The organism is Streptomyces sp. MCA2 (genome assembly GCF_023544705.1).
Taxonomy (GTDB): Bacteria; Actinomycetota; Actinomycetes; order Streptomycetales; family Streptomycetaceae; genus Streptomyces; species Streptomyces decoyicus.
On record NZ_JAMJFM010000003.1, the window covers coordinates 18,797 to 41,967 of the forward strand.

A 23,171-nucleotide genomic window follows, 5' to 3' on the forward strand; every position below is an offset into this window, starting at 1 on the left:
TCCGGGGAAGCAGTCACAGCACCTTCTCGTAGAAGTAACCTTCTACGCGGCCTGCCGAGCGGGTGGCGGAGGAGTTCCAGGGCGTGCAGAGGGATCAGGCGGTGAGGTGAGAGACGTGATGGGCACGCAGCAGGTCCAGGTGAACAAAGCAGCGGACGCGCGGGCCCTCGTCCATGAGCTGCTGGACGCGCACCGTCCGCGGATCGAGGAACGCTCCGTCATCGACGCAGTGCTGGTCACCTCGGAATTGGTCACCAATGCCCAGCGGCACGGAGGCGGGATTTCCGGATTCTCCGCCCGGGTCGCGGCCGGTCTCCTGGAAGTGACCGTCGCCGATCACAGCCCCGATCAGCCGTCCACGGCCGCCGGACGGGAAAAATTCGCGGTCGGCGGATATGGGTGGCCGATGGTTCAGGAACTCACCACCTGCGTGGCCATTGTCCCCACCGCGGGCGGCAAGGCCATTACCGTTACCGTTCCTCTCGCATTCGACCGCGTGGCCGCCTGATGCCCGCGCCGGCATGACAACGCCGTATGGCAACTCCGTATGACAACGCCGGGCGCTTCACCCTTGTCGGCAGCGCGCCGTCCCGTAAGCCATGCCCGCTGTGGCGCCCGCAAAGGGGCCTGAGAGTATTGCCGTCCTGCCGTCCTGCCGCGCGAGAGAAGCGCCCCGGCCGGTGATGCCCGCCGGCGGGCGGACACGGGATGCAGCGCCGCCAGGACGGCTCGAGCGCATTGAGGTGGAAGTGTGTGATGCGGGGAGTACCTGTGAGGGCAGCCGAGGCACGCAACTTTGTGCACGACTTGCTGCACGGGACCGGCAGCCAGGTCGATGACCTGGCCCTCGTCGATGCCCTCCTGGTGACCACGGAGCTGGTCACCAACGCCCAGCGGCACGGCGGCGGGCTCACCGGGTTCACCGCGCAGATCGTCGAGGGGTGTCTGGAACTGGCGGTCGAGGACGCGAGCGAGCGCCGCCCCACCACAGCCCCTCGGAACCCCGACGCCACGGGCGGCTACGGCTGGCCCCTCATACAACGGCTCGCCCGCACCGTCGACATCACCATGACCCTGACCGGCAAAACCATCCGTGTGACGTTGCCTCTCTGCACTGCCGGCCCGTCCCTGTCGCCGTGAGCCGCGGAGGCGCGGCGGTCACCTGAACTCGGCGGCGCGCTCCCCGTCATGCCGAGGCGTCTCGACTCATGAACGTGCTCCGCCGGGGCATACGCGAGTTCAGCAGGTTTCCCCCACCAGAAAGCGAGGGTGATCATGGGTATCGGCGGATGCATCGGGCTTATTGCGGTGGGCGCCATTTTGACGTTCGCGGTGGACTGGCAGCTGTCCAGCGTCAATCTCGACGTGGTCGGGCTCATCATGATGGCCGTAGGAGTGATCGGCCTGGCGGCCTATGTGAGCATCCTCAAGCGCCGCCGTGTCCAGCCGCCGGCTCCCGGGGCTCCGGTGGTCGACGTCGAGGAGACGCGTACCTACCGGTGAACGACGCACCGGCGGGCTATCTCCCCATTGCCGAACACGGGTTGATCGGTGATCTGCGGACCGCCGCGCTGGTCGGGACCGATGGCCGGATCAACTGGTTCTGCGCCCCGCGATTCGACTCACCCAGCATTTTCGGATCGCTGCTCGATGCGCGGAACGGCGGACACTGGCACCTCAGCCCCGTCGGGGACGTGGCCAAACGGCAGCAGTACTACTTTCCCGACACCAACATCCTCATGACGCGGATGCTGACCGGGAACGGCATCGTCGAGATCCAGGACTTCATGCCGATACGGGCAGAGGGAGACCGTCATCACCGGCAACGTCTGGTCCGGCGGGTCGTCAGCGTACGGGGCGGCGCGCGTCTCCGGACGGTCATCGCCCCACGGATGAACTACGGCCGGGACCCGCACAAAGTGGAACCCCAGCCGCACGGTGTGCGGTTCGCCAGCGATGCACTGGAACTCTCGCTCCAGGCCAGCGTGACCCTGCGGGCCGATGGTCAGGACGCCGTCGGTGAATTCGACCTGACAGAGGGCCAGTCGGTGCTCTTCGTGCTGGAGTCCACCACACCGTCCTGCGCCGAGCCGTCCGTCGATCTGGTCGACGCGGAGGCCGCCGAGGAGCTGTTCTGTTCCACCGTACGGTTTTGGCGCGAGTGGCTGAGCCAGTCCACCTACACCGGCCGCTGGCGCGAAATGGTGCACCGCTCGGCGCTGACCCTCAAACTGCTGACCCATGAGCCCACGGGCGCCATTGTCGCCGCACCGACCATGGGACTTCCCGAACAGCTCGGCGGTGAACGGAACTGGGACTATCGCTACGTCTGGATTCGCGACGCGGCCTTCTCCCTCCACGCTCTGCTGCGCCTGGGCTTCACCCGCGAGGCGCAGGCCTTCATCAGCTGGCTGACCGACTGCCTTCCTGGTGCACACGACGGTGACCGCGGCCCGCTGCGGGTGCTGTACTCCATCGACGGCCATGACGAGCTGCCCGAGCAGATCCTCGACCACTGGGAGGGCTACCGGGGGTCCGCCCCGGTCCGGGTGGGGAATGGCGCCGCCGATCAGCTCCAGCTCGATATCTACGGCGAACTCTTCGACTCCGTCTACCTTTTCAACAAGCACGGCGCCGGCATTTCGCACGAGAGCTGGAGGGACCTGTGCGCCATTCTCGACTGGCTCCTGGAGCACTGGGACAGCCCTGACGCGGGCATCTGGGAGACCCGCGGTGGTCAGCAGCGCCACACCTATTCGCGGGTTATGTGCTGGGTAGCGGTGGAGCGCATGATCAGAATGGCCCGCCAACGCGGCCTGCCGGGTGATCTGGGCCGCTGGATGGCGGAACGCGACAGGATCTATCACCAGATCATGGACCAAGGCTGGAGCGCGCAGGACCAGACCTTTGTCCAACGCCTCAGCGGCGACGCGGAGCAGCCCCCGGAGAGCATTCTGGATGCCTCGCTCCTGGTGCTCCCGATGGTCAAGTTCCTGTCGCCGGAGGATCCGAGATTCCGCTCCACCGTGAAGGCGATCGGCGAGAATCTCGTCACGGACAGCCTGGTGTTCCGCTACGACCCGAAAGTGTCGCCCGACGGTCTGGACGGCACCGAGGGGACCTTTTCGATCTGCTCGTTCTGGTGGGTCGAGGCACTTGCCCGCACCGGCCAGGTCGACGAGGCCAGGGTGGCACTGGAGAAGATGTTCACCTACGCCAACCACCTCGGTCTGTATGCGGAGCAGATAGGGATGACGGGCGAACACCTGGGGAATTTCCCGCAGGCGTTCACCCATCTCGCGCTGATCAGTGCGGCCACAAGCCTGGACGGTTTCATGGGCTGAGCCTTAGGCCTCCGCCGTACCGCCGCGGCGGGAAAACACACCTCGCTGCCGACGGAATGACACCGGCCGTCGGACCGGTTATGGGCATACTTGCTGCCGTCTCCTCGGAACCTGCCATAAGAGCACGGCTCCCGAGCGAAGCGCTGTCCAGCCTAAGAGAACCGAAGGGCAGGAAGACCGTGGCTGACTTTCTTACCGACGTCGAAACCCTCCGCGAGCGCGCCCGCCGCGAGATGGACAAAGGACCGGTCACCGAGGCGTACGGCGCCGATCTGACGCGCGTCCTCCAGGTGCTGAACGAGGCGCTGGCCACAGAAATCGTGTGCACCCTGCGGTACAAGCGGCACTACTACACGGCATCCGGGATCTATTCGGAACCGGTCGCCGCCGAGTTCCTGGAGCACGCGGCGGAGGAGCAACAGCACGCCGACAAACTGGCGCAGCGCATCGTTCAGCTCGGTGGGCAGCCCGACTTCAACCCCGACACGCTGACATCGCGTGCGCACGCCCAGTACGACGCCAGCGCCGACCTCCTCGACATGATCAAGGAAGACCTGGTGGCCGAACGTGTCGCCATCGCCTCCTACACCGAAATCGCGAAGTGGCTGGGGGACGGCGACCCGACCACGCGGCGCGTATTCGAGGAATTGCTGGCGAAGGAGGAAGAACACGCAGACGACCTCCGAGGGCTCCTGGAACGCATTCCGCAGGACAAGCAGCCCGGTTGACGCCGGCCGGCCGCGCAGAGTGTTCCGGCCCCGCCGTTCCTGCCCGCTATGGGAGATGACGCCTCCGCCACCGTGCCGGCTCAGGCCGGTGGCGGAGACGGAGGCGCTCAGGCTTCGAGGGCGCGGGGCATGTTGTCGGCGAGCGTGAAGCATTCGGTGGTGCCGGTGACATCGAAGAGCCGGCGGATGACGTCGTGCAGCGGGCCGGCGACGATCAGCTTGCGCTCCTGCCGGTCGTGGGCGGTCTGCGTGGCGAGCAATACGTGCAGCACGGTGGAGTCGGCGAAGTCGGTGAGAGACAGGTCGATGACGGTACGTGGAGCGCCGGAGTCCTGCGCCAGCGCACATGCCTCTTTCAGAAGAGGAGCGCTGTCGTGATCGAGGGACCCGCTGACCCGGACGACGAAGACCTCGTCCTCGACAGCATGAGTCACCACAGCCGGTGTATGAACGTACATGGGCGCCAGCATGTCATGTGCGCAGGGCACAGGTTCCAGGAAGTCTCACTGTTCGGCCACGCAAAGGCCTTCCCCCGAAGGGCCCCGCTCCGTCAGTTCATCGAAGCCCCTCCGGAACCGCGTCCGCGCTCTCCCGAGGTGTGTACCGCTGGGCCGGTCATGGTCCGCGTAAATGATTCCGGAATTTCGCGGATGGCCCCTCATGTCCACCGACTGCGCCACGCAGCGGGGTGATTGTTCGACAGGCATGCATAGGAGCCGTGACGTCGGGCAATGGGCGTGCTCAAACGACCTGAATTCCGGAGGTGAATCATGAACGCGGTTTTCGAGGGCGTATCGGACACGAAACCACAGGGCGCCGCCGCGGGCGGGCCGTCACCGCGCGCCGGAAAATCTTCCACCCAGCTTCCCCACATCGAGGACGCCGGGAACGTAGCTCCCCATGACGCCAAGGCTCTGTCGCCGCTGTTCTTCGAACGACTCGGGGAACTCGACGAAGGCACCCCCGACTATCAGTACGCCCGCAACACGCTCATCGAGATGAACCTGTCTTTGGTGCGCTATGTGGCCTCCCGGTACAGAAGCTACGGCGACCAGATGGAAGACATCGTCCAAGTCGGCACCATCGGCCTCATCAAGGCCATCGACCGGTTCGACCGCTCGCGCCGGACGGAGTTCGCGGCCTTCGCCATCCCCCACATCCTCGGTGAGATCAAGCGGTTCTTCCGCGACACCAGCTGGGCCGTTCACGTTCCGCGCCGGCTACAGGAACTCCGTGTCGACCTGGCCCGGGCGATGGAGCAGCTGTCCGCTCTCCTCGACCGGGACCCCACCGTCAAGGAGCTGGCCGAGCACCTTCAGCTTCCGGAAGAGGAGATCATCGAAGGCATCGTGGCCGGCAACGGCTACACGGCCGTCTCCCTGAACGTGCCCTGCGACGGCGATACGGCCCAGGGCGGCGGCGGACTGTCCTTCGCCGACGTGCTCGGCGGGACGGACCCCGCCACCGAGCGCGTCGAGGACCGGTGCGCCCTGGCCGCACTCCTCCAGCTGCTCAGCGACCGCGACCGCCTCATCATCCAGCTGCGCTTCGGCCAGGAGATGACCCAGGCGCAGATCGGTGCCGTACTCGGCGTGTCCCAGATGCACGTCTCGCGCCTGCTCGCCCGCATCATCAAGCAGCTCCGCAGCGGAATGCTCAGCGTGGGGGAGTAGAAGCGGCCCGGAGTGCACACTGCGGTGGAGGTGAGTCCCCTGCGGGACAGCGCGCCCTCCGGGCCGCACTTTCTCGTGTGCCCGTGGGTGTGGTGATGATGCCTCAGCTGACACAGGACCAGGAAAAGGGGTGGGCCGGACAGTGGATGCTGTCCGGCCCACCCCTTTTCCCGCGGACTACGGCGGACTACGGCGGGCTACCAGCGATACCACCGGCCGCGCTTGCCGCCGGCTCCGGCGGAACGCAGGACAAATCCCAGCGCCCAGATAACGAGGACGACCACTGCGACGAACCAGAGCGCCTTGAGGGCGAATCCGGCACCGAAAAGAAGAAGCGCGAGAAGAAGTACGAGAAGCAGGGGAACCATAGTTATCAACCTCCGAGCCATCATGTGCCCCTGCCCCGGACTCGCACACAACGTTTCTTCCCGGATAAGCGGGGAACACCCAGCAGCCGGTAAGCACTCCACCCAATACACCGTGAAAGGAGAGACACTCCCAGGATTCGAGACGCCCGAAGGTTTCCGCGACCGTGCGGCATCACCACCCCACCCCCACCGGCCAGAGCCCTGATCGCATCTGCGTCCGGTCCTCCACGCATGGCCGTGTGAGATGCGGGTAGGCGGCCGTAGCAGCGTCCGCAGGTGCCGGGCGCGCGGGAAGGTGAGATGACCACCATCGTGAGCGAGACCACGACCGAGCAGCGGTACACCCACACGGACTCCGTGCTGCCGGAGGTGACGCAGCCGCAGAAGGTGGCCCCGCGCGACGCGAAGGAGTTGTCGAAGCAGTTCTTCGAGCGGCTCCAGGTCCTCGACGAAGGCACCCACGAGTACCAGTACGCGCGCAACACCCTCATCGAGATGAACATGTCGATGGTGCGCTATGTCGCCCGCCGCTACCGCAACCGCGGCGACGACATGGAAGACGTCATCCAGGTGGGCACGATCGGTCTGATCAAGGCCATCGACCGGTTCGAGCTCTCACGTGAGGTGGAGTTCTCCACCTTCGCCGTGCCCTACATCCTCGGGGAGATCAAGCGGTTCTTCCGCGACACCGGCTGGGCCGTCCATGTGCCCCGCCGCCTCCAGGAACTGCGCAGCGACCTGGCCAAGGCCAAGGAGCACCTCGCTGCCACCCTCGACCGCGACCCCACCGTCCGTGAGCTGGCCGCCCACCTCGACCTGTCGGAGGAAGAGGTCATCGAGGGCATCGTCGCCGCCAACGGCTACACCGCCGGCTCGCTCGACACCCCCGCCGACCCGGACCCGTCGGAGCAGCGCCGCACCCTCGTCGACGTCCTGGGCGAGGACGACCCGGCTCTCCAGACCGTCGAAGACCTGCATGTGCTGGCTCCGCTGCTCGACACGCTCGACGCACGCGAACGGCGCCTCATCGAGCTGCGCTTCGGCCAGGAGATGACCCAGTCGCAAATCGGCGACGAGCTCGGCGTCTCTCAGATGCACGTCTCCCGGCTGCTCACCCGTACCTTGTCCAAGCTCCGTGCCGGGATGCTCACCGAACGGTGACCCCACCGCCCGCACCGCGCGGGACAGTTCCACAGCAGCAGCCGTCATGAGGGTCCCCCTTCCCCTTTGCAGGCCCTCACCAAGCCAGCCCTGCCCGCTCCGTTCCTTCTGCTCCTTCCGTTCCTTCCGGCCGTCCGCGCGTCCCGCTCGTCCGGCGCATTCGCGCCACTGAGGTGTAAGGCGACGGGCGGCGGGCATCCGCAGCGCTGATCGCTTCGCTTGGTGAAAGGAACCGGAAGATGCTGAGGGCCCACCCTGCGGTGCTGCTGGAACTTGTCGAAGAGTACGAGGTGCTGGAGTTGCTGCACGCTCGGCAGGGCAGGGACGAGGTGCGGCGGAGGATGGACGATGTCGCCCACACCCTGTGTGTGTCCACCGGAACCCGCGATGTCGACGCGGCCCTCGTCGCCGCCCGCCACCAACTCCCCCGCCCCAGCGTGAAAAACGGCTCCCTCCTCGCGGGCCGACCGGCTGGCCTGCTGCCCGGCCGACCACGGTCGTAGCCCCGGAAGCGGCTGGCCGCTCCAGGCCCCCGCCCGCGCGCCTCGATAAGGCACCAATAAGAACGCGATAATGAAACGATAACGAGGTCTGCCAGAGTCGCTTGATGACCGCTCTTCCTCTCGGGCCGGCGACCCGCAGATGCGCGTTCCCGGGACTGTTGTGCCTGTCCGCTCGGGGGCGTGCCGCGCGACCGGCCCCGGTACGGCCGACGGCCCTCACTCTGTGACGCGTGGCCGATTCGCTCGGTGCCGACGCTGAACACAGCCCGCTGGAACGGGTGTCGGCTGGTACCGTCAGGCCGCCCGGGTGTCGACACGCCCCCGGTGCTGCCCAGGGGTGCCCTCATACCTGAGAGCTACGCATGAATGGCTCTTGAGCGTGATGTGGTTCCCGGCCGCGGACTCTAACGTTGTCCTCGGTCATGCATGGAGTGGAGGGGAACGGCGGCTATGCGAGCTGCGAGGTGGGGGAGTGGCGGCCTGCTGGTCGTCGCTACAGCCCTCGCGCTATCGGTCGCCGCGCGAGCCGGTAGCCCGTCGCCGCGCCTGCCCCGCCACGGCTCCCCATCCCGCCCCACCACTGCCCGGCACCCGCACGCCACGACCGTACTGATGCTGCCGGGCGGCCACCCCGTCGGCCCGGCCGGTGCGCCCGACTCCCGGATGTCCCCTCACGCCCCGGTCCCGCCCGCCGCCGTCAGCTCCCCTACGGACCTGTGCGGCGCGGCGCTTCGGCTGCGCCACCCGCCGCGGAGGACCGGCAGAGCGCGGCAGACCGCGGTGGCCCGGGTCCCCGCCCCGGGTGCCCCGCTGCGGGCCGCCCCGGGCCCGTTGTCCCCGGCCCTTCGCCCTGCGGGGCAAGCGTCCCGGTCCGCTCGTCAAAAGGCGGCATGACGATCCACCGGCCCCCGAGTGTGTCGTTCTCCTGAACCAAGATCCGTTCTCAGCACTATGCAATATCCCGGTGGAGGAAAAATGGAATCCATAACCGTCGAGCACATCAGCAGCCTGTACGCGAAGTACCAGGACGACTTGCGGGTGGTTCGTGACGCCCAGCGGAAGTTCCTCAAGGACCGGGGCAAGTCGATGAAGGCGCAGCTCGACGACTACGAGGCGGAGATGACGTATCTGCTGCTCCGTGATCTGCGCCCCGAAATCGTGGTGGAGGTCGGTACGTTCTACGGCTGGTCCACGATGTGGATCCTGAGCGCGCTCCGTGACAACGGGAGCGGTCATCTGCACTCGTTCGACATCGTCGACAACGTGGTGCGCAATGTTCCGAGTGAACTCTCCGAGGATCGCTGGACGTTCACCAAGGGTGACATCCAGCAGCACCCGGAGAAGGTCCCCGCCGAGGCGGACTACCTCTTCATCGACGCGGACCACGGCTCCCGGTTTGCCCACTGGTACATCGAGAACCTGTTCCCGGCCGTCCCGCCGCGCACGCCCACCAGCGTCCACGACGTCTTCCACGGCCGGCGCCCCAAGCCGTTCAGCGAAGGTTCGGTCATCGTGAAGTGGCTGGCCGAGCAGAACATCGAGTTCTTCACGCCGTCGACGGCGAAGGCCCCGCAGGTGACGGAGCAGCTGGCCGCGGTCAAGAAGGAGTTGGGCCTCGACGAGCCCGTACGCAACAGCGACCACAACCCGATGATCTTCTTCACCCTTCCGTAGCCCATACAGAACAGGGGCCCTTCACACCCAAGGCCCCTCCAGGACTCGCTCCCGTGCACGCTGATGCGGGAGCGATCGCCTTGTAGACGTCCGCCGGCAGCGCAGGATTCCTGCCCCACCGGCGGACGTTCGCGTTTCCGAGCCCGGCCCTTCCCCGTGCCCGGACGGCACGGAATCATCCAGGCATGGACGTAGTGGACCACCTGGCGCGGACGGCGGACGACGGTGACGCGAAGCTGGTAGCTCGACTCCTGAGGACGGGCACCATGCCGTCAGGCAGGCGCCGTGGGTAAAGGTCAGCTGCCTCGGATTCGCCCTAGGGGGTGATAGCAGCGGCCTTGCTTCTTCGGAACGATGCTGGTGGAAGATCGCCGTCGAATGGGAGCCCACTGCCGTGCCTGTCGCGAACATGATCCGCAGGGCCGCCGCCCTCGCGGCCGCCCTCGTTCTCCTCACCGCACCCGCCGGGTTCACCGCGCCGAAGCATCGCGCCGCCACCTGCGCCATCGAGCACTTCTGCCTGTACGCCCGAGGGCAGCAGGAGGGCGCCAGGGCCTCCTATACGAAGGGCACCCGCGACACGGCGCAGCAGAATCTCCCCCAGGGGGGATGGTCGGCGTGGAACCGCACCAGCGAGTACTGGTGCCTTTGGACCAAGCCCGGCTACAAGGGCAGCAAGCACCGGCTGAACCCCGGCGAGAAGTTCGGCTTCCAGCCCCCGATCAGGTCACTTCTGCCGTCGAGCGCCTTCCGCTGCTGAGCAGCTGAGCGCACCGATATGCGGTGCGCCGGGAGAGCGGACCTTCGGGCAGCCCTCGGACGGCCCCAAACGCAGCGCAGCGGCACGAGCGTGAGCGCGAGCCCTGCTACTCAGCGTGCTGTCGGCGCACCATCTCGTTGATCCAGATGGGCGCGAACGGAGACGTGCAGCCCGGGGGAGTCGGGTAGTCCTTGAGCACCTCCAGGCGCTCACCGATGTCGATGGCGCGGGTGCGGTGCTCGGCGCGCTCGATCCCGATCTGGGCCAGACAGTGGTTCATCGCCCACTGCAAGCGGTCCGGGGCGTCTTTCATCTCCGCCTCGATGACATCGAGCAGCGCCGTGAGGTCGAGGCCGTCGGGCTTCTTCGCCACGCGTTCGGTGGTCAGCGCCCAGCCGGCACTCGCGACCACTGGGTCCGGATCGGCGGACCAGGCCAGGCGCAGCTCTTCGGAGTGGGGGTTCTTCTTCACCACATAGTTCACGAGCCAGTCGTGCACCTTGGGCGTGCGGGCCTCGCGCAACATGGCGTCCAGCTCGTCACGCTCGAACGCCTTCGGGCGGCAGATCAGGATTGCCAGCAGCCTTGCCGCGGTGTCGTCCGTCTTCCAGAGCTGACCCGCGAGTTCCTGCTGCGTTTTGAGCCGCTTCGCGAGCGCACGCAGCTTGCTGAGGTTCACACCGTGATCGTCACCGTGTCTCTCGTTCACCTCGCGTGTCTTCGGGTCCTCAAGCTCGGCCAGCTCGGCCATGACCTGGGCCAACGCCGTCTCTGCCATCTCAGCCTCCTGTCCCTCACGTGCGAGTTTCAGCCTATGACGGAAGCCGGCCTCCTGTCGTACACGACGGTGCGACGGCAGCGGCCGACACGAAAGGCCGCGGCTTCACGCATGTGCAGCAGGCCTCGACACCTCGACACCCCCTCGCCGAGACCGGGATCTTGCCGGCGCCGGTGCGGAACCACTCCAGTCCGACTTGCCACACGAGACGAACTCTTAGACCGATTTATGGCTTGTCGAGGGATCCGGGGACCCCGCACTGTCGTGGGGTCAACCGCCGAATCCAGCCAAGGTCTCAGGATGAATGAACATGACACGAAGAAGGAACGTGGCACGAAGAATGAACACGGCGCGATGAGTGAGCACGGCATGACGAGTGAGCACGGCGCGATAGGTGAACGCGACGCCATGCATGAACACGACGTCATGCATGAACGCGACACTGCGATACGTGCCGAACTGGAGGGATTCATTCAAACCCGGGAGTTCAGCTGCCTGGGCGCCCGTGCCGCACTGAAACGCCAGGCCATCACGCATCGGCACTATCGAAGAATGGGCGACGAGGCGTCGGCGGAGGAAAACCACCGCGACCTCGTCGACTACGTCGATACCGTGCGTCCCCTGCTGTCCGCCCAGAGCTTCCGTACCTTCGTCGCGACGTTCGACGAGCCCGGAACGGTGGATGAGCGCACCTACGAGGAGCTCATCTGGCAGCACCTGCAATACATGCATGACATCGACAGCCGGACATACGGCCTGGACGCGGGTGCGTCCTCCGATCCAGGCCGGCCCAACTTCGGATTCCACACGGGCGGGCATGCGTTCTTCATCGTGGGCATGCACCCGGGCTCCTCCCGGGCGAGCCGCCGCTTCACGACGTCGGCGATCGCCTTCAATTCGCTCGCGCAGTTCATGCACCTCGGCGAGAATTTCTACTCGATGCAGGGCGCGATTCGCAGACGTGAGGCCAAGAACAACGGCTCCGTCAATCCGAGTTTCACCGAGTACGAGTACGAGGAGCCCGCGCGGCACTTCTCGGGCCGTTTCACGGAAGAAGACTGGAAGTGCCCCTACATCTCACGGCACGAACCGGCTACCGAGGATTTCACCGAGGGACTCCTCCAGCACAAGCGGTGAGCAAGCACAGAGTCCTTGTGCGGTGAGTCCGCAGAGAGTCCTCGTTCGGTCACGATGCCGTGGTCTTATCGGGTCATGGGGCGGGGTGCTTTTTGTGAAGACCACCTGAGGGCCTGGGAGTCCGGCTGTTGTACCAAACGGCCGCGATCACCAGAGCGCAGCCGCAGGCCTGGGCCGGCGCGGGGCGTTCGCCGATGGCGACGCCCAGGCCGAATGCCATGACCGGCTGGAGCAACAACAGCGCGGCACCGACGTTCGGGGCCAGGGCGGGCAGGGCGGTGGTGATCAGCAGCCAGGCCAGGACCTGGCCGACAAGAGCCAGGGCGATCAGCCAACCCCAGGCGTCCCAGCCCTGGTTGAGGTCGATGCCCGTCCACAGGCCGCCCATCACCGCAGCCGTCACGGCGGCCGCGGCGGTCGATATGCACACCGGTGAGACGGTGTGCTCCCGGCCGCCGCCGAGCCGCATCAGGAACAGATAGCCCGCGTACGCCACACCCGCCGCCGTCCCGAACGTCACCCCGGCGACCGGATTGCTGCCGGGCTGCGGATGCCCGATCGCGCCGCTCGCGAGCGCGACACCCGCCAGCATCAACGGAGTCATCAGCACAAAGCGCCCGGACAGCCCGGTGCCCGACACCAGCCGTGCGAGCAGCGGGAAGAACACGACCTGGATGTTCAGCAGAACCGTGGCGACCGAGGCGCCGACGGTGAGGACGGCGGCCGCCCAGAACACCATGTCGACGCCGAGGAGCACCCCGGCCCCGATGTCCATCATCCGGTAGCGCAGCGGCCGGGCCCCGACCCTGCGGCACTCCCGCACGGCGAGCGGCACCAGCACGAACAGGGCCAGCACACAACGCAGAAACGCCGCCGTCCCCGCGTTCGCCCCCGACAGCTTCACGAACACGGCCGAGGCCGAGATACAGGCGGACCCCGCGACGGCCGCCACGACCGGATGGACCGTACCGCCGCCCGTCCGCCGCCCCTCATTTCCGTCGGGCGGCCGTACGGACACACTCTTCTCATCCCTCGTCATGGAAGCCACTGTGCCTGGCGAGATCCATAACAAAAAGCGTTGATTGAATGCCACTACTCGGTAGCATCCGTTGTGTGTTCAGTATGGAAAGACTTCGCGCCCTGGCCGCGGTGGCCGACCATGGATCGATCGCCCAGGCCGCCCGTACGTTGCACATGACCGCCTCAGGGGTGTCGCAGCAACTCGCCAAGCTGGAGCGGGAGGCCGGGCACCGTCTCCTGGAACCGCAGGGCCGCAGCGTCCGCCTCACCCACGCCGGCCGGGTCCTGGCCGGGCACGCCGACCGGCTGCTCGCCCAACTCGCCACCGCCCAGAGCGACCTGGCCGACCTGGGCGACGAGGTGCTGGGCCCGCTGCGGATCGGCGGCGTGGGCAGTGCCGTCCGTACCCTGCTGCCCGACGCACTGGCCGACCTCACCGCCGACCACCCCCGGCTCACCCCGGCGGTGGTCGACGGGGAGGCCGTCGACCTGGTGCCTCAGCTGCTCAACGGCGAACTCGACCTGCTGCTGATCGAGAGCTGGGCCAATCGCCCGGTCTCCGTCCCCGAGGGCGTGACGCTGCGGACCCTGGTCAGCGAGGACGTCTACGTCGCGCTGTCCGAGCGGCATCCGCTCAGCGACCGTGAAACCGTCGACCTGGCCGACCTCACGGGCACGGCGTGGGCCTGCTGCCCACCGGGCACCGCGCCGCACGAAGCCCTCGTCCAGGCGCTGCGTGCCCGTGGCGTCGAGCCCGACATCCGCTACCTCCTCGCCGAGCACCTCACGCAACTCTCCCTGGTCGCCCGGAATCTCACCGCCTCCCTCGTCCCCGCGATGTCCCGCCACCCCGCCCCGCCCGGCGTACGGTTCCTGGCCACCCGTCCGGCTCTGCGCCGCGACATCCGGGCCGCCTGGCTCACACGCGCCCAGAGCCCGCCGGTACGTGCCTGCGTCGCCGCGATCGAGGCGCACCGGCAGGACCGCGGCGATATCCGCCCGGACGAAGGAGAGCCTCCGGAGACCGGAAGCCGGACGGCCCGGTAGCCGCAGGCGCCGCCACCCGGCCTGACGGCGGGGGACATGCCGCCGACGGCGTAATGGCCGGGTTGGGCTGTCTGGCCGCGTCAGGCTGTGGCTTCTTGATCACGGTCGCGTCAGGAGCCCGTGTGGACAGGTGGGGTGAGCGGATCTTCCCGTGGACCGGTCGTGACCGCCGGCCGGGCCGCAGGGCCGGGAAGCTCGCGGAGATCGCCGACAGCAGTGGCTTCGTGGTGCCCCGTACTCCCGCGTGGATGCGCTGGCTGCCGGTCGCCTATGTCGCCTTCGTCATGCTGCTGGAAACCCTCGCCCCCACACCGTGGGCGGTCAGCTTTCTGCTCATTGCCCTGCCGGTGATCGCGGCATACGCCCTCGGCCCGGTCGGTGTCGCGGCCTTCACGGTCTGTGCGATCGTGCTGGAAGGGGTGGTGGCCGGGACGCCGTGCTGCACCGGCCACAACCTGCACCAGTTGTGGGAGACGCACCATGTCGCCGCCTATATCGCCACCGGCCTGGTCGGCATCCTCGGCGTGGCGCTGGCTGCCCACCGGCGGCGCCAGGAGCAGCATCTGGTGCGTGCCAACTCGCTGGCCGAGGCCCTGATGCGTACCCTGCTGCGGCCGGTGCCGCACCGGGTCGGACGGACACTCGCCGCCGGTCTCTACCGGTCCGGCGAGGTCGGCACCATGGTCGGCGGCGACCTCTACGACATCCGCGCGACCCCGTACGGTGAGCGCGCCATCATCGGCGACGTCCGTGGCAAGGGGCTTCAGGCTGTCCGCACGGTCGCCGACATCCTCGGCAGCTTCCGCGAGGCCGTCTACGACCCCGGGGGCCTGCCCGCCGTCGCCGCCCGTATGGAACGGCGCCTGGTCCGCGAGGCCGAAGCGCTCCCCGACGACGAGCTGTTCGTCACCGCCGTCCTGATCGAGTACGACGCCCCGGCCCACCGGGTCACGATCGTCAACCAGGGGCACATCGAGCCGGTTCTGATCTCCCGCGGTGAGGTGACGGCCCTGACCGGGCCGCCCGCCCTTCCCCTCGGCCTGGGCCCCCTTGCCAAGGAGTTCCCCGTCGCCTACACGCACCGCTTCCACCCGGGCGACGTCCTTCTCCTCTGCACCGACGGCCTGATCGAGGCCCGCGACCACGCCGGCGCCTTCTACCCGCTGCTCGACCGCCTCCGCCACCGCTTCTCCGACGGGTGCGACCCCGGCCCCGACGACGTCATCGACTTCCTCAACACCGACCTGCCCCGCCACACCCGTGTCTTCCACGACGACGTCGCCATCCTCGCCCTCGCGCCGTACGACGACGGTGAGCTGCCGTAGCGGAGTCGGAGGACGAAGGGGGAGGGGCGAGGAGCGAGGGGGAGGGGTGAGGACGGAGGACGGACGGTGGGATACGGACTGTGTGCCGGGCGGGGTGTGGCGGACCACCGGCGGACCGCGAGAGCATCCGTAGCGCGCGGCCGCTCGGAGGGCTCAGTCGCTCTGGTGGGCCTCGCGTGCCGCGTCCACGAAGTCCTCCAGCGCCGCCCAGAAGGGGCCGTAAGCGGCATCGAACGCGTCGCGGCGGTCGGCGTCGCCGGACGGGTCGGCGATGAGGGCCGCGTAGAAGGGGCGGGTCGCCTTCTGGAGGGCGAGTGCCGCGGCGGCCGCCGCGGCCGGGCCCTCCAGCTCGACGACCCGTGCGCAGCGACGGATCTTCGCGTACTCGGCGACCTCACGGTCCCGCAGTTCGCCGAGTGCGGTGGTACGGGCGGCGGAGCCGGGCAGCCGGAGCGTGGCGGAGATCTCCCAGAACAACTCGCCCATCCGGTGGGTCTGTTCGATCAGGTCCAGGTAGGCGGTGCGCCGGCTCTCCCGTAGTCGTTCGGCGCGCTGTGAGCGTGCGGCGGTCTCGGCCTGAATTCTGGCGGCCCGGGCGCTGCCGCGGCTGGTGACCCAACTGGCGAGGACCGCCGTACCGCCGGTCACCGCCGCGATCGCCAGAGTCCACCACGTGCTGTCGCCCACCCGCCGCACCCTACCGAGCCGCCCCGACGCACCGGCCGCCGGGCGGCTTCCCGTCGTAGTGGCGGCCGGCCGTCTCGACCGCCACTACGACGGGAAGTCGCCCGGCGGCACCGTACTCGTGGACGCATTGCCGCCGATGACCTTGTTCAGGGTGAACGTCAGCACCGTGTACTGCGTCCCGCCCGCCACCCGCACCGTCCGGAAGTTCGCCGTGTCGTCGAACTTCTCGAAGCTGCACTGGCGGGTGAACGAGCCCTTCGCGCCGTTCCAGTCCTCACCGGTGGTGAAGTACACCGTGTAGGAGCCGCTGTTGACGCTGCGGACGGTGGCGTTGGATCCCGTGCGCACGTATAGGGAGAACGCCGTCCGTGTGCCGCGGGTCAGCGTCACCACCGCATCGGTGCCGGTGCCGTTCCGGACGGTGAGCCGCCCCAGACCGCCCCGGCTGCCGTCGCGGACGAAGGCACCGTTCCCCAGCCGTCGGTGCTTGGCCTGCTCCGTACGCGGCAGCCGCATGGAGGCGTCGTAACCGAGGGCGGTGAGCGCGCGCCCGGCCTCCTTGACGCTCTGCGGGCCTCGGGCCGTACCGAGTTCGACGCGTGGCGAGGTGGCGCAGCGGCCGCCGGTGCCGCGAGCGCTCTTGAGATCCTGGCCCAACTGCCTCAAGGCAGTGGCGAGTTGACTGTTCCCGGTGATGGCGTTGTCCGGTGTGGCGAGGGATCGCAGAGTCATCGCGGCCGTATCGGCCTTGGTCGCCGCCGTGTCCAGCGCCTTGTTCAGCGAACCGCCTTCGTGCGCGCGGTCGACCGCGCGCAGTGCGCTGTCGAGCGGTCCGAGGGTGCCGGTGAGCGCGTGGCGGTAGGTGGCCGGGTCGACGGTCGGTGTCGGGCTCGGCGACGGCGCCGAACCGGCCGACGAACTGCTGGAGCCGCCCACCGGACCGCCTCTCTCCCCATCCGACGAACAGGCCGCCAGCGGCAGTACGAGAGCGAGGGCCGCTGAGCCGAGGGCGGCGGCTCGGCCTCCGCTGCGGGTCCGCCGGGTCCGCCGGGTCTGTCGAGTCGGTCTGGTCTGTCGAGGCGGTTGGGTCTGTTGGGTCAGGTGTGTCACGTGCGTCAGGTGTGTGGTGGTGGCGGTGCGGCTCGTGTCGTCCGCCGGTGTTCCGTCCGTGATCGTCGCTGTCTCGTCCGTTGTGCGCGCAGAGGTGTACCTCACGATGAGTCCCCCGATTCCCCCGGTATCCCCCGACATCCGGCAACTGCCGAAACGATGAGGCTTCTCCGCCCACCGGTGACTGTCAAGGCCGTTGGGCGGAGCGCCAGTTCCGGGAAATCCCTCGGAATTCCTGCTTCCGCACCCGTGCGCCGGTCACCTGCGCGTATGTAGAGTCCCCTGCCATGGCAGCGCTGAATGATCTTCTCCCCAAGGCGGCCGTACGCCTCGACGTCCGGGTGGCGGACTGGCAGGAAGCGATACGTGCGGCGGGCGGGCTGTTGGTGGAGACGGGCGCCACCACTGACGACTACACCGCGGAGATGATCCGCAATGTCGAGGAGAACGGGCCGTACCTCGTCATCGCACCCGGCTTCGCCTTCGCCCATGCCCGTCCGTCGCCCGCCGTGCTCCGCACCGGAATGTCCTGGGTCCGCCTGGAACAACCGGTGGAATTCGGCCATGAGTCGAACGACCCGGTGCATCTGGTCGTGGGACTCGCCGCGGAGGACTCCGGGGCGCACACGGCGGCGATGGCCGCACTCGCTCAGCTGCTCGCCGACCCGGCGACGACACAGGCCCTTCAGGATGCAGCGGACGCGGAGGCGCTGCTTGCGGTGCTCGCCGGGCCGGACGGGGAGCGCGATGACCGGGGGCAGGAGGAGACCGTAGGTGAGCAGGCCGGAGACGAGCGGCGGGCCGGGAACGCTCAGCCCGTATCCGAGAAGGCTGTACACAAGATCCTTACCGTGTGCGGCAATGGCGTGGGCACGAGCCTGTTCCTGAAGAACACGCTGGTTCAGGTGCTCGACCGCTGGGGCTGGTCCCGCCATGTGACGGTGGAGGCGACCGACACCATCTCGGCCAAGGGCAAGGCGTCGGAGGCCGTCGCGATCCTCACCTCCCGGGAGATCGCCAGGACGCTGGGCGAGATCGGTGTACCGGTGAAGGTCGTCGAGGACTTCACCAGCGGCCCCGAGGTCGACCGCATACTCCGCGACACCTATGACGTCTGAGCGTGGCGTCCGAGGGCGGCCGACGTGCGCGGGCGGCGTCCGAGTCCGGCCGCTCACCTTGGCTCCCGTGACCGGCCGCTCATGGATGGCCCCCGAGATACGACGTCTGACCGATGCCGCCCGGGACGCGAAGGCCGAGGCACGGCACCGGAACGCACGCCCGCCATACGGCACCTGAACCACGGCACCTGAACTACCGCATCCGAACTACGACGCCGGACCGGCCACGCCGACTGATCACAGGTGACATGCCACACCTGACACGCCACACCTGGCATACAACACCTGACACACCACGTCTGGCATGCAACGTCTGACGCGCCGCGCCTGACGTACAACGCCCGACATACGACGCCTGACACCCACCACGCCCCATCCCAGCGGCAGAGCCGGGAGGACGGACAGCCACCATGGACTGGCTCATATCCCTCGCCACGTTTCTCGTGAACGAGATCCTCAGCCAACCCGCGTATCTGATCGGCCTGATCACGGCGGCGGGCCTGATCGCGCTGAGGAAGACCGCAGGTCAAGTGGTCGGCGGTGCCATCAAGGCGACGCTCGGCTTTCTGCTGATCGGCGCCGGAGCGGGGCTGGTGGTCAGCTCCCTCGCCCCGCTGGGCGGCATGATCCAGGGCGCGACCGGTGCGCACGGTGTGATCCCGACCAACGAGGCAATCGTCGGCATCGCCCAGGCGCAGTTCGGCGCCCGAGTCGCCTGGCTGATGATCCTCGGCTTTGCGGTCGCCCTGCTGCTGGCCCGCTTCACACCACTGCGGTACGTCTTCCTCACCGGCCATCACATGCTCTTCATGGCCACCCTGCTGACCATGGTCCTGGCGACCTCCGGCCGGTCCTCGGTGAGTGTGGTGGTCGTCGGCGGACTGCTGCTGGGCATTCTGCTGGTGGCGATGCCGGCCTTTGCGCATCCGTGGACCAAGCGCGTCACCGGAAACAACAGCATCGCCATCGGCCACTTCGGCACCGCCGGGTACATCGTCGCGGGCGCCACCGGGCAACTCGTCGGCAAGCGCAGCCGCAGCACCGAGGACATGAAGCTGCCCGAGGGCCTGCGTTTTCTGCGGGACTCGATGGTCGCCACGGCGCTGTCCATGGTGCTGATCTACGTCACCATGTCGCTGGTCTATCTGGCCCGGGCCGGCCGGACGACGGCGTTCAAGGCGTTCGCGGCCGACGGCGGCAGCGCGGCCGGGGACCTAGGCAACTACGTCATGCAGTCCGTCATGCAGGGCCTACAGTTCGGCATCGCGGTAGCGGTGATCCTCTTCGGCGTCCGTACGATCCTGGGCGAACTGGTCCCGGCGTTCCAGGGCATCGCCGGCAAGCTCGTACCGGGCGCGGTGCCGTCCCTCGACGCCCCGATCGTCTTCCCGTACGCGCAGAACGCCGTGCTCATCGGCTTTCTCGCCAGCTTCGTCGGCGGCCTGGTCAGCCTCGCCCTGCTCACCTGGGTGGGCCACCCGGCGCTCGGCCTCGCGCTGGTCCTGCCGGGGCTGGTACCGCACTTCTTCACGGGCGGCGCGGCCGGTGTCTACGGCAATGCCACCGGCGGCCGCCGCGGTGCGGTCGTCGGCGCCTTCCTGAACGGTGTGCTGATCACGTTCCTGCCCGCGCTGCTGCTCAAGGTGCTCGGTGCGTTCGGCAAGGAGAACACCACGTTCGGCGACGCCGACTTCGGGTGGTTCGGCACCCTGCTCGGCAACGCCGCCAAGGCGGGCGCCACCGGCGGGAGCATCCTGATGCTGGCCCTCGGCGCCGTGCTCCTGGGCGGCGCGATCCTCTTCCAGAAGCGGGTCGTGGACACCGGCTGGGACCCGGGCGCCCGTCGCGATGCCTTCCTGCCGCGCACGGCCGCGGCGGCATCCGGCACGGACCCGGCGCCGACCCGGGGCCACGCGAAGATCGCGCCGCCGACCGGGGCGCCGACCCCGCCACCGCCTCCCGCGGGGAGCTGAGCCGGTCGGTGCGCACGGGCGCGAGTCCCCCGTGCGCACCGCTCGTAGGGCCCGTACGGCTCGGCTTCCGGCTGGGCCGTTCGGATGCCCCGTGCCGCGCGCGTCCCGGCCGCTACCTCTCGCTCAGAACTAAAATCGGACCATGGCTGTAGGGGAGTTCCCCGACTCGTCGGCCGAGGCGCCGGCAGATGTCCAGCGGCTGATCCGCCGCCGGCTGCGGTCCGACCTGACCGCTCAACGGCCGCGCGGCGCCGAGGGGGAACTCCTCCCGGCGGTCACGGTCCGGCCGCCCGGGTTCCGGGTGTCGGCCGCGGCGCGAGAGCGCTGTCCCGAGGGCGAGAGTGAGCGTGGTCCGGCGGCCGAGAGGGAGGGTGGCTTGGCGGCCGAGAGGGAGGGTGGTCTGGCGGGCAAGAGGAGGCGCTGCCCCGTGGGCGCGAGGGAGCGCCGTCCCACGGGCCCTGCGGTCTCCACCCTGCTCGGCCAGTTCGGCCGGGCCGGGGCTCCGCGCCGCGAGATCGCACCCGACGACCACCGCTCCAGGCCGTGCGCCGGCCCGAGGCCGACAGGGCGCTTCCGGCGCTGCACGGGCGTGCCCACACCCTGCACGAGGAGGCGGCGGGCGCATGACCACCGACGATGAAGGAAGGCCGCGGCGGGCGCCCGGCCCCGCCGCCGGGCCGACGGGCGGTCCGCCCACACCGGATGCCCCGGTCCCGGACGCCACCGGTACGGACGCCACTGGTGCGGAGGCCACCGGTACGGACGTGACCGCTTCCGGCCCCTACGCGACCGCTCCCTGCCCACAGGCGAGCGTCCCTGGCCCGGACGTGACCGCTCCCGGCCCCCACACGAGCGTCCCCGGCCCGGACGCGACCGCCCCCGACGCCGTGACCTGCCGGGCCCTGCGCTACGCCTTCGGTGAGACCAGGGCCGTGGACGGCGTCGATCTCTCCGTCCGCCCCGGCGAGGTCTTCGGCCTGCTCGGCCCCAACGGGGCGGGCAAGACCACCGCGATCCGCTGTATCACCACCCTCCTGCCCGTCCCGGCCGGCATGGTGCGGGTCTTCGGGCACGACGCGGCGAAGGAGCGGATGGCGGTGCGCCGGCTGCTGGGATATGTGCCGCAGCAGCTGTCCGCGGACGCCGGACTGACCGGCCGCGAGAACGTCACTCTGTTCGCCCGGGTCTTCGACGTCGCCCGTCGCGAGCGCGCCGCACGTGTCAACCAGGCACTGGAGGCGGTCGGCCTCACCGACGCGGCCGGGCGCCTCGCCGGGACGTACTCCGGCGGCATGATCCGCCGCCTCGAACTCGCCCAGGCGCTGGTCAGCGCGCCCCGCCTGCTGATGCTCGACGAGCCGACGATCGGCCTCGACCCGATCGCCCGCACCAGTGTCTGGGAACACATCAATGCCGTACGGGCCGCCACCGGCATGACCGTGCTGGTGACCACGCACTACATGGACGAGGCCGACCAGTACTGCGACCGCCTCGCCCTGATGCACCGCGGCCGGATCCGCGCCCTGGGCACCCCCGACGAACTCCGGTCCGCCCTGCGCGCCCGCCGCCGCGCGGCCCTGACCTCGCCCGCCCCGCCCCCGGTCCCCGGCACCTCAGCCACCCCCACCCCCGAACAGGCTGCCGCCCCCTCATCGGCCTCCGCCCTCTCCACCTCCTCCTCTCCCTCATCGGCCCCATCGCCCTCGTCCGACGCGGTGCCGACGCTGGAGGACGTTTTCCGGGACGTCGCCGGCAGCGGCCTCGACGAGCAGTCAGGAGACTTCCGCGATGTCCGAAGCACCCGCCGCACCGCAAACCGAGTCGGCTGACCCGGCCACCGGCCCCGGCCAACTGGACCTGCTGCTGGTTCCGCCGCGCGCCCGCACAGGCTGGCGGGTGCTGCCCGCCAGAGTCGTCGCGATGTGCGTGGTCGAACTGCAAAAGCTGCGCCACGACCGGACCGAGCTCTACACCCGCGCCGTCCAGCCCGCCCTGTGGCTCCTGGTCTTCGGCGAGACCTTCACCCGTATCAAGGCCATCCCGACCGGCGGTACCCCGTACATCGACTATCTGGCGCCCGGCATCATCGCCCAGTCCGCCATGTTCATCGCGATCTTCTACGGCATCATGATCATCTGGGAACGGGACGCCGGGATCCTCACCAAGCTGCTCGTCACGCCGACCCCGCGCTCCGCCCTGATCACCGGCAAGGCCTTCGCCTCCGGGGTGAAAGCGCTGATCCAGGCCGTCGTGGTGATCGTCATCGCTGCGCTGCTCGGCGTGGCCATGACCTGGAACCCGCTACGGCTGCTCGGCGTCGGCGTCGCCGTGATCCTCGGCTCGGCCTTCTTCTCCTGTCTGTCCATGACGATCGCCGGGATCGTGCTCACCCGCGACCGCCTGATGGGCATCGGTCAGGCCATCACCATGCCGCTCTTCTTCGCCTCCAACGCGCTCTACCCGGTGGCGATCATGCCCGGCTGGCTCCAGACGGTCAGCAGGATCAACCCCCTGAGCTACCAGGTCGATGCCCTCCGCGGCCTTCTCCTGGGCACCCACGCCCATCTGGTACTGGACTTCATCGTCCTGGCGGTGGCCGCCGCACTGGGCATCGTCGCGGCCTCCTCACTCCTGGGCCGCCTCGCCCGCTGACACCACGTCATCCCGGACGCGGCACGTCGCCCCGTTCTGACTGCGCACGGATAAGCGCGTACTGCCGTCGTCTCTGGGCTCACCTTCCAGGAACTCACCTTCCAAGGCCCGGC

At 68.7% G+C, this 23,171-nt stretch carries 23 protein-coding genes; 17 read left to right on the plus strand and 6 right to left on the minus strand.

Annotated elements, in window-relative coordinates:
• Nucleotides 1-118: 118 nt before the first annotated feature.
• The 5 genes from M8I34_RS03315 (at nucleotide 119) to M8I34_RS03335 (ending at nucleotide 4,072) form a co-directional block, all read left to right on the plus strand.
• A complete protein-coding gene (locus tag M8I34_RS03315) occupies nucleotides 119-508 on the plus strand; it encodes an ATP-binding protein (RefSeq protein WP_250047797.1) in 390 nt (129 codons plus the stop codon).
• A 263-nt stretch (nucleotides 509-771) separates the two neighbouring features.
• Nucleotides 772-1,140: an ATP-binding protein gene (locus tag M8I34_RS03320; RefSeq protein ID WP_244418281.1), complete on the plus strand. Its 369-nt coding sequence runs from the start codon at nucleotides 772-774 to the stop codon at nucleotides 1,138-1,140.
• Between the two features lie 135 nt (nucleotides 1,141-1,275).
• Nucleotides 1,276-1,503, plus strand: a complete 228-nt coding sequence (locus M8I34_RS03325; protein WP_030076910.1) for a DUF6458 family protein — start codon at nucleotides 1,276-1,278, stop codon at nucleotides 1,501-1,503.
• Nucleotides 1,500-3,344 (plus strand): glycoside hydrolase family 15 protein, encoded by a 1,845-nt coding sequence (locus tag M8I34_RS03330; protein ID WP_250047798.1) that lies wholly within the window; start codon nucleotides 1,500-1,502, stop codon nucleotides 3,342-3,344. Before M8I34_RS03325 ends, M8I34_RS03330 begins: the two co-directional genes overlap by 4 nt.
• 179 nt (nucleotides 3,345-3,523) lie before the next feature.
• A complete protein-coding gene (locus tag M8I34_RS03335; protein WP_250047799.1) occupies nucleotides 3,524-4,072 on the plus strand; it encodes a DUF892 family protein in 549 nt (182 codons plus the stop codon).
• A 107-nt stretch (nucleotides 4,073-4,179) separates the two neighbouring features.
• Here M8I34_RS03335 and M8I34_RS03340 read toward each other — a convergent pair whose 3' ends face one another.
• Complete coding sequence (locus M8I34_RS03340) at nucleotides 4,180-4,506, minus strand: STAS domain-containing protein (RefSeq protein ID WP_250047800.1); 327 nt, start codon at nucleotides 4,504-4,506, stop codon at nucleotides 4,180-4,182.
• Between the two features lie 336 nt (nucleotides 4,507-4,842).
• Between M8I34_RS03340 and M8I34_RS03345 the strand changes: the two genes are divergently transcribed.
• Entirely contained in the window at nucleotides 4,843-5,745 is a 903-nt protein-coding gene (locus M8I34_RS03345) for a SigB/SigF/SigG family RNA polymerase sigma factor (RefSeq protein WP_250047801.1), read from the plus strand.
• Nucleotides 5,746-5,942: 197 nt separating this feature from the next.
• Here M8I34_RS03345 and M8I34_RS03350 read toward each other — a convergent pair whose 3' ends face one another.
• Nucleotides 5,943-6,113: a hypothetical protein gene (locus M8I34_RS03350; RefSeq protein ID WP_030076893.1), complete on the minus strand. Its 171-nt coding sequence runs from the start codon at nucleotides 6,111-6,113 to the stop codon at nucleotides 5,943-5,945.
• Between the two features lie 300 nt (nucleotides 6,114-6,413).
• Here M8I34_RS03350 and M8I34_RS03355 point away from each other — a divergent pair, with 300 nt between their 5' ends.
• The 4 genes from M8I34_RS03355 (at nucleotide 6,414) to M8I34_RS03370 (ending at nucleotide 10,211) form a co-directional block, all read left to right on the plus strand.
• The gene (locus M8I34_RS03355) at nucleotides 6,414-7,274 is read left to right on the plus strand and encodes an RNA polymerase sigma factor SigF (protein ID WP_250047802.1); all 861 of its coding nucleotides are present in this window, start codon (nucleotides 6,414-6,416) and stop codon (nucleotides 7,272-7,274) included.
• Between the two features lie 239 nt (nucleotides 7,275-7,513).
• On the plus strand, nucleotides 7,514-7,777 hold the full coding sequence (locus tag M8I34_RS03360; RefSeq protein ID WP_250047803.1) for a DUF5133 domain-containing protein: 264 nt from the start codon (nucleotides 7,514-7,516) through the stop codon (nucleotides 7,775-7,777).
• A gap of 975 nt (nucleotides 7,778-8,752) precedes the next feature.
• Nucleotides 8,753-9,451, plus strand: coding sequence for a class I SAM-dependent methyltransferase (locus tag M8I34_RS03365; RefSeq protein WP_250047804.1), 699 nt, complete (start codon nucleotides 8,753-8,755; stop codon nucleotides 9,449-9,451).
• 394 nt (nucleotides 9,452-9,845) lie between these two features.
• Nucleotides 9,846-10,211 (plus strand): peptidase inhibitor family I36 protein, encoded by a 366-nt coding sequence (locus M8I34_RS03370; RefSeq protein ID WP_250047805.1) that lies wholly within the window; start codon nucleotides 9,846-9,848, stop codon nucleotides 10,209-10,211.
• Between the two features lie 106 nt (nucleotides 10,212-10,317).
• Here the strand turns inward: M8I34_RS03370 and M8I34_RS03375 are convergent, their stop codons facing one another.
• The gene (locus M8I34_RS03375) at nucleotides 10,318-10,989 is read right to left on the minus strand and encodes a DNA alkylation repair protein (RefSeq protein WP_250047806.1); all 672 of its coding nucleotides are present in this window, start codon (nucleotides 10,987-10,989) and stop codon (nucleotides 10,318-10,320) included.
• Nucleotides 10,990-11,289: 300 nt separating this feature from the next.
• Between M8I34_RS03375 and gntA the strand changes: the two genes are divergently transcribed.
• Nucleotides 11,290-12,126, plus strand: coding sequence for a guanitoxin biosynthesis heme-dependent pre-guanitoxin N-hydroxylase GntA (gene gntA / locus M8I34_RS03380; protein ID WP_250047807.1), 837 nt, complete (start codon nucleotides 11,290-11,292; stop codon nucleotides 12,124-12,126).
• A gap of 73 nt (nucleotides 12,127-12,199) precedes the next feature.
• On the opposite strand, the gene M8I34_RS03385 is transcribed toward gntA, so the two are convergent.
• Nucleotides 12,200-13,165, minus strand: coding sequence for a DMT family transporter (locus tag M8I34_RS03385; RefSeq protein WP_250047808.1), 966 nt, complete (start codon nucleotides 13,163-13,165; stop codon nucleotides 12,200-12,202).
• Between the two features lie 83 nt (nucleotides 13,166-13,248).
• Between M8I34_RS03385 and M8I34_RS03390 the strand changes: the two genes are divergently transcribed.
• Nucleotides 13,249-14,193 carry a LysR family transcriptional regulator gene (locus M8I34_RS03390; protein ID WP_250047969.1) on the plus strand — a complete coding sequence of 315 codons (945 nt, stop codon included), beginning with the start codon at nucleotides 13,249-13,251 and terminating at the stop codon, nucleotides 14,191-14,193.
• Nucleotides 14,194-14,315: 122 nt separating this feature from the next.
• Nucleotides 14,316-15,518 carry a PP2C family protein-serine/threonine phosphatase gene (locus M8I34_RS03395; protein WP_250047809.1) on the plus strand — a complete coding sequence of 401 codons (1,203 nt, stop codon included), beginning with the start codon at nucleotides 14,316-14,318 and terminating at the stop codon, nucleotides 15,516-15,518.
• A 153-nt stretch (nucleotides 15,519-15,671) separates the two neighbouring features.
• On the opposite strand, the gene M8I34_RS03400 is transcribed toward M8I34_RS03395, so the two are convergent.
• Together M8I34_RS03400 and M8I34_RS03405 are read right to left on the minus strand one after the other, a co-directional pair.
• Nucleotides 15,672-16,205, minus strand: coding sequence for a hypothetical protein (locus M8I34_RS03400; protein ID WP_250047810.1), 534 nt, complete (start codon nucleotides 16,203-16,205; stop codon nucleotides 15,672-15,674).
• Between the two features lie 84 nt (nucleotides 16,206-16,289).
• The gene (locus tag M8I34_RS03405; protein WP_250047811.1) at nucleotides 16,290-17,141 is read right to left on the minus strand and encodes a hypothetical protein; all 852 of its coding nucleotides are present in this window, start codon (nucleotides 17,139-17,141) and stop codon (nucleotides 16,290-16,292) included.
• Nucleotides 17,142-17,602: 461 nt separating this feature from the next.
• Here M8I34_RS03405 and M8I34_RS03410 point away from each other — a divergent pair, with 461 nt between their 5' ends.
• From M8I34_RS03410 to M8I34_RS03425, 4 genes are all read left to right on the plus strand, one after another.
• Nucleotides 17,603-18,433: a PTS sugar transporter subunit IIA gene (locus M8I34_RS03410; protein ID WP_250047812.1), complete on the plus strand. Its 831-nt coding sequence runs from the start codon at nucleotides 17,603-17,605 to the stop codon at nucleotides 18,431-18,433.
• Nucleotides 18,434-18,843: 410 nt separating this feature from the next.
• A complete protein-coding gene (locus M8I34_RS03415; RefSeq protein WP_250047813.1) occupies nucleotides 18,844-20,406 on the plus strand; it encodes a PTS ascorbate transporter subunit IIC in 1,563 nt (520 codons plus the stop codon).
• A gap of 887 nt (nucleotides 20,407-21,293) precedes the next feature.
• Complete coding sequence (locus M8I34_RS03420) at nucleotides 21,294-22,235, plus strand: ABC transporter ATP-binding protein (protein ID WP_250047970.1); 942 nt, start codon at nucleotides 21,294-21,296, stop codon at nucleotides 22,233-22,235.
• Nucleotides 22,195-23,058: an ABC transporter permease gene (locus M8I34_RS03425; protein ID WP_250047814.1), complete on the plus strand. Its 864-nt coding sequence runs from the start codon at nucleotides 22,195-22,197 to the stop codon at nucleotides 23,056-23,058. The genes M8I34_RS03420 and M8I34_RS03425 overlap by 41 nt, the downstream gene beginning before the upstream one ends.
• Nucleotides 23,059-23,171 lie beyond the last annotated feature (113 nt).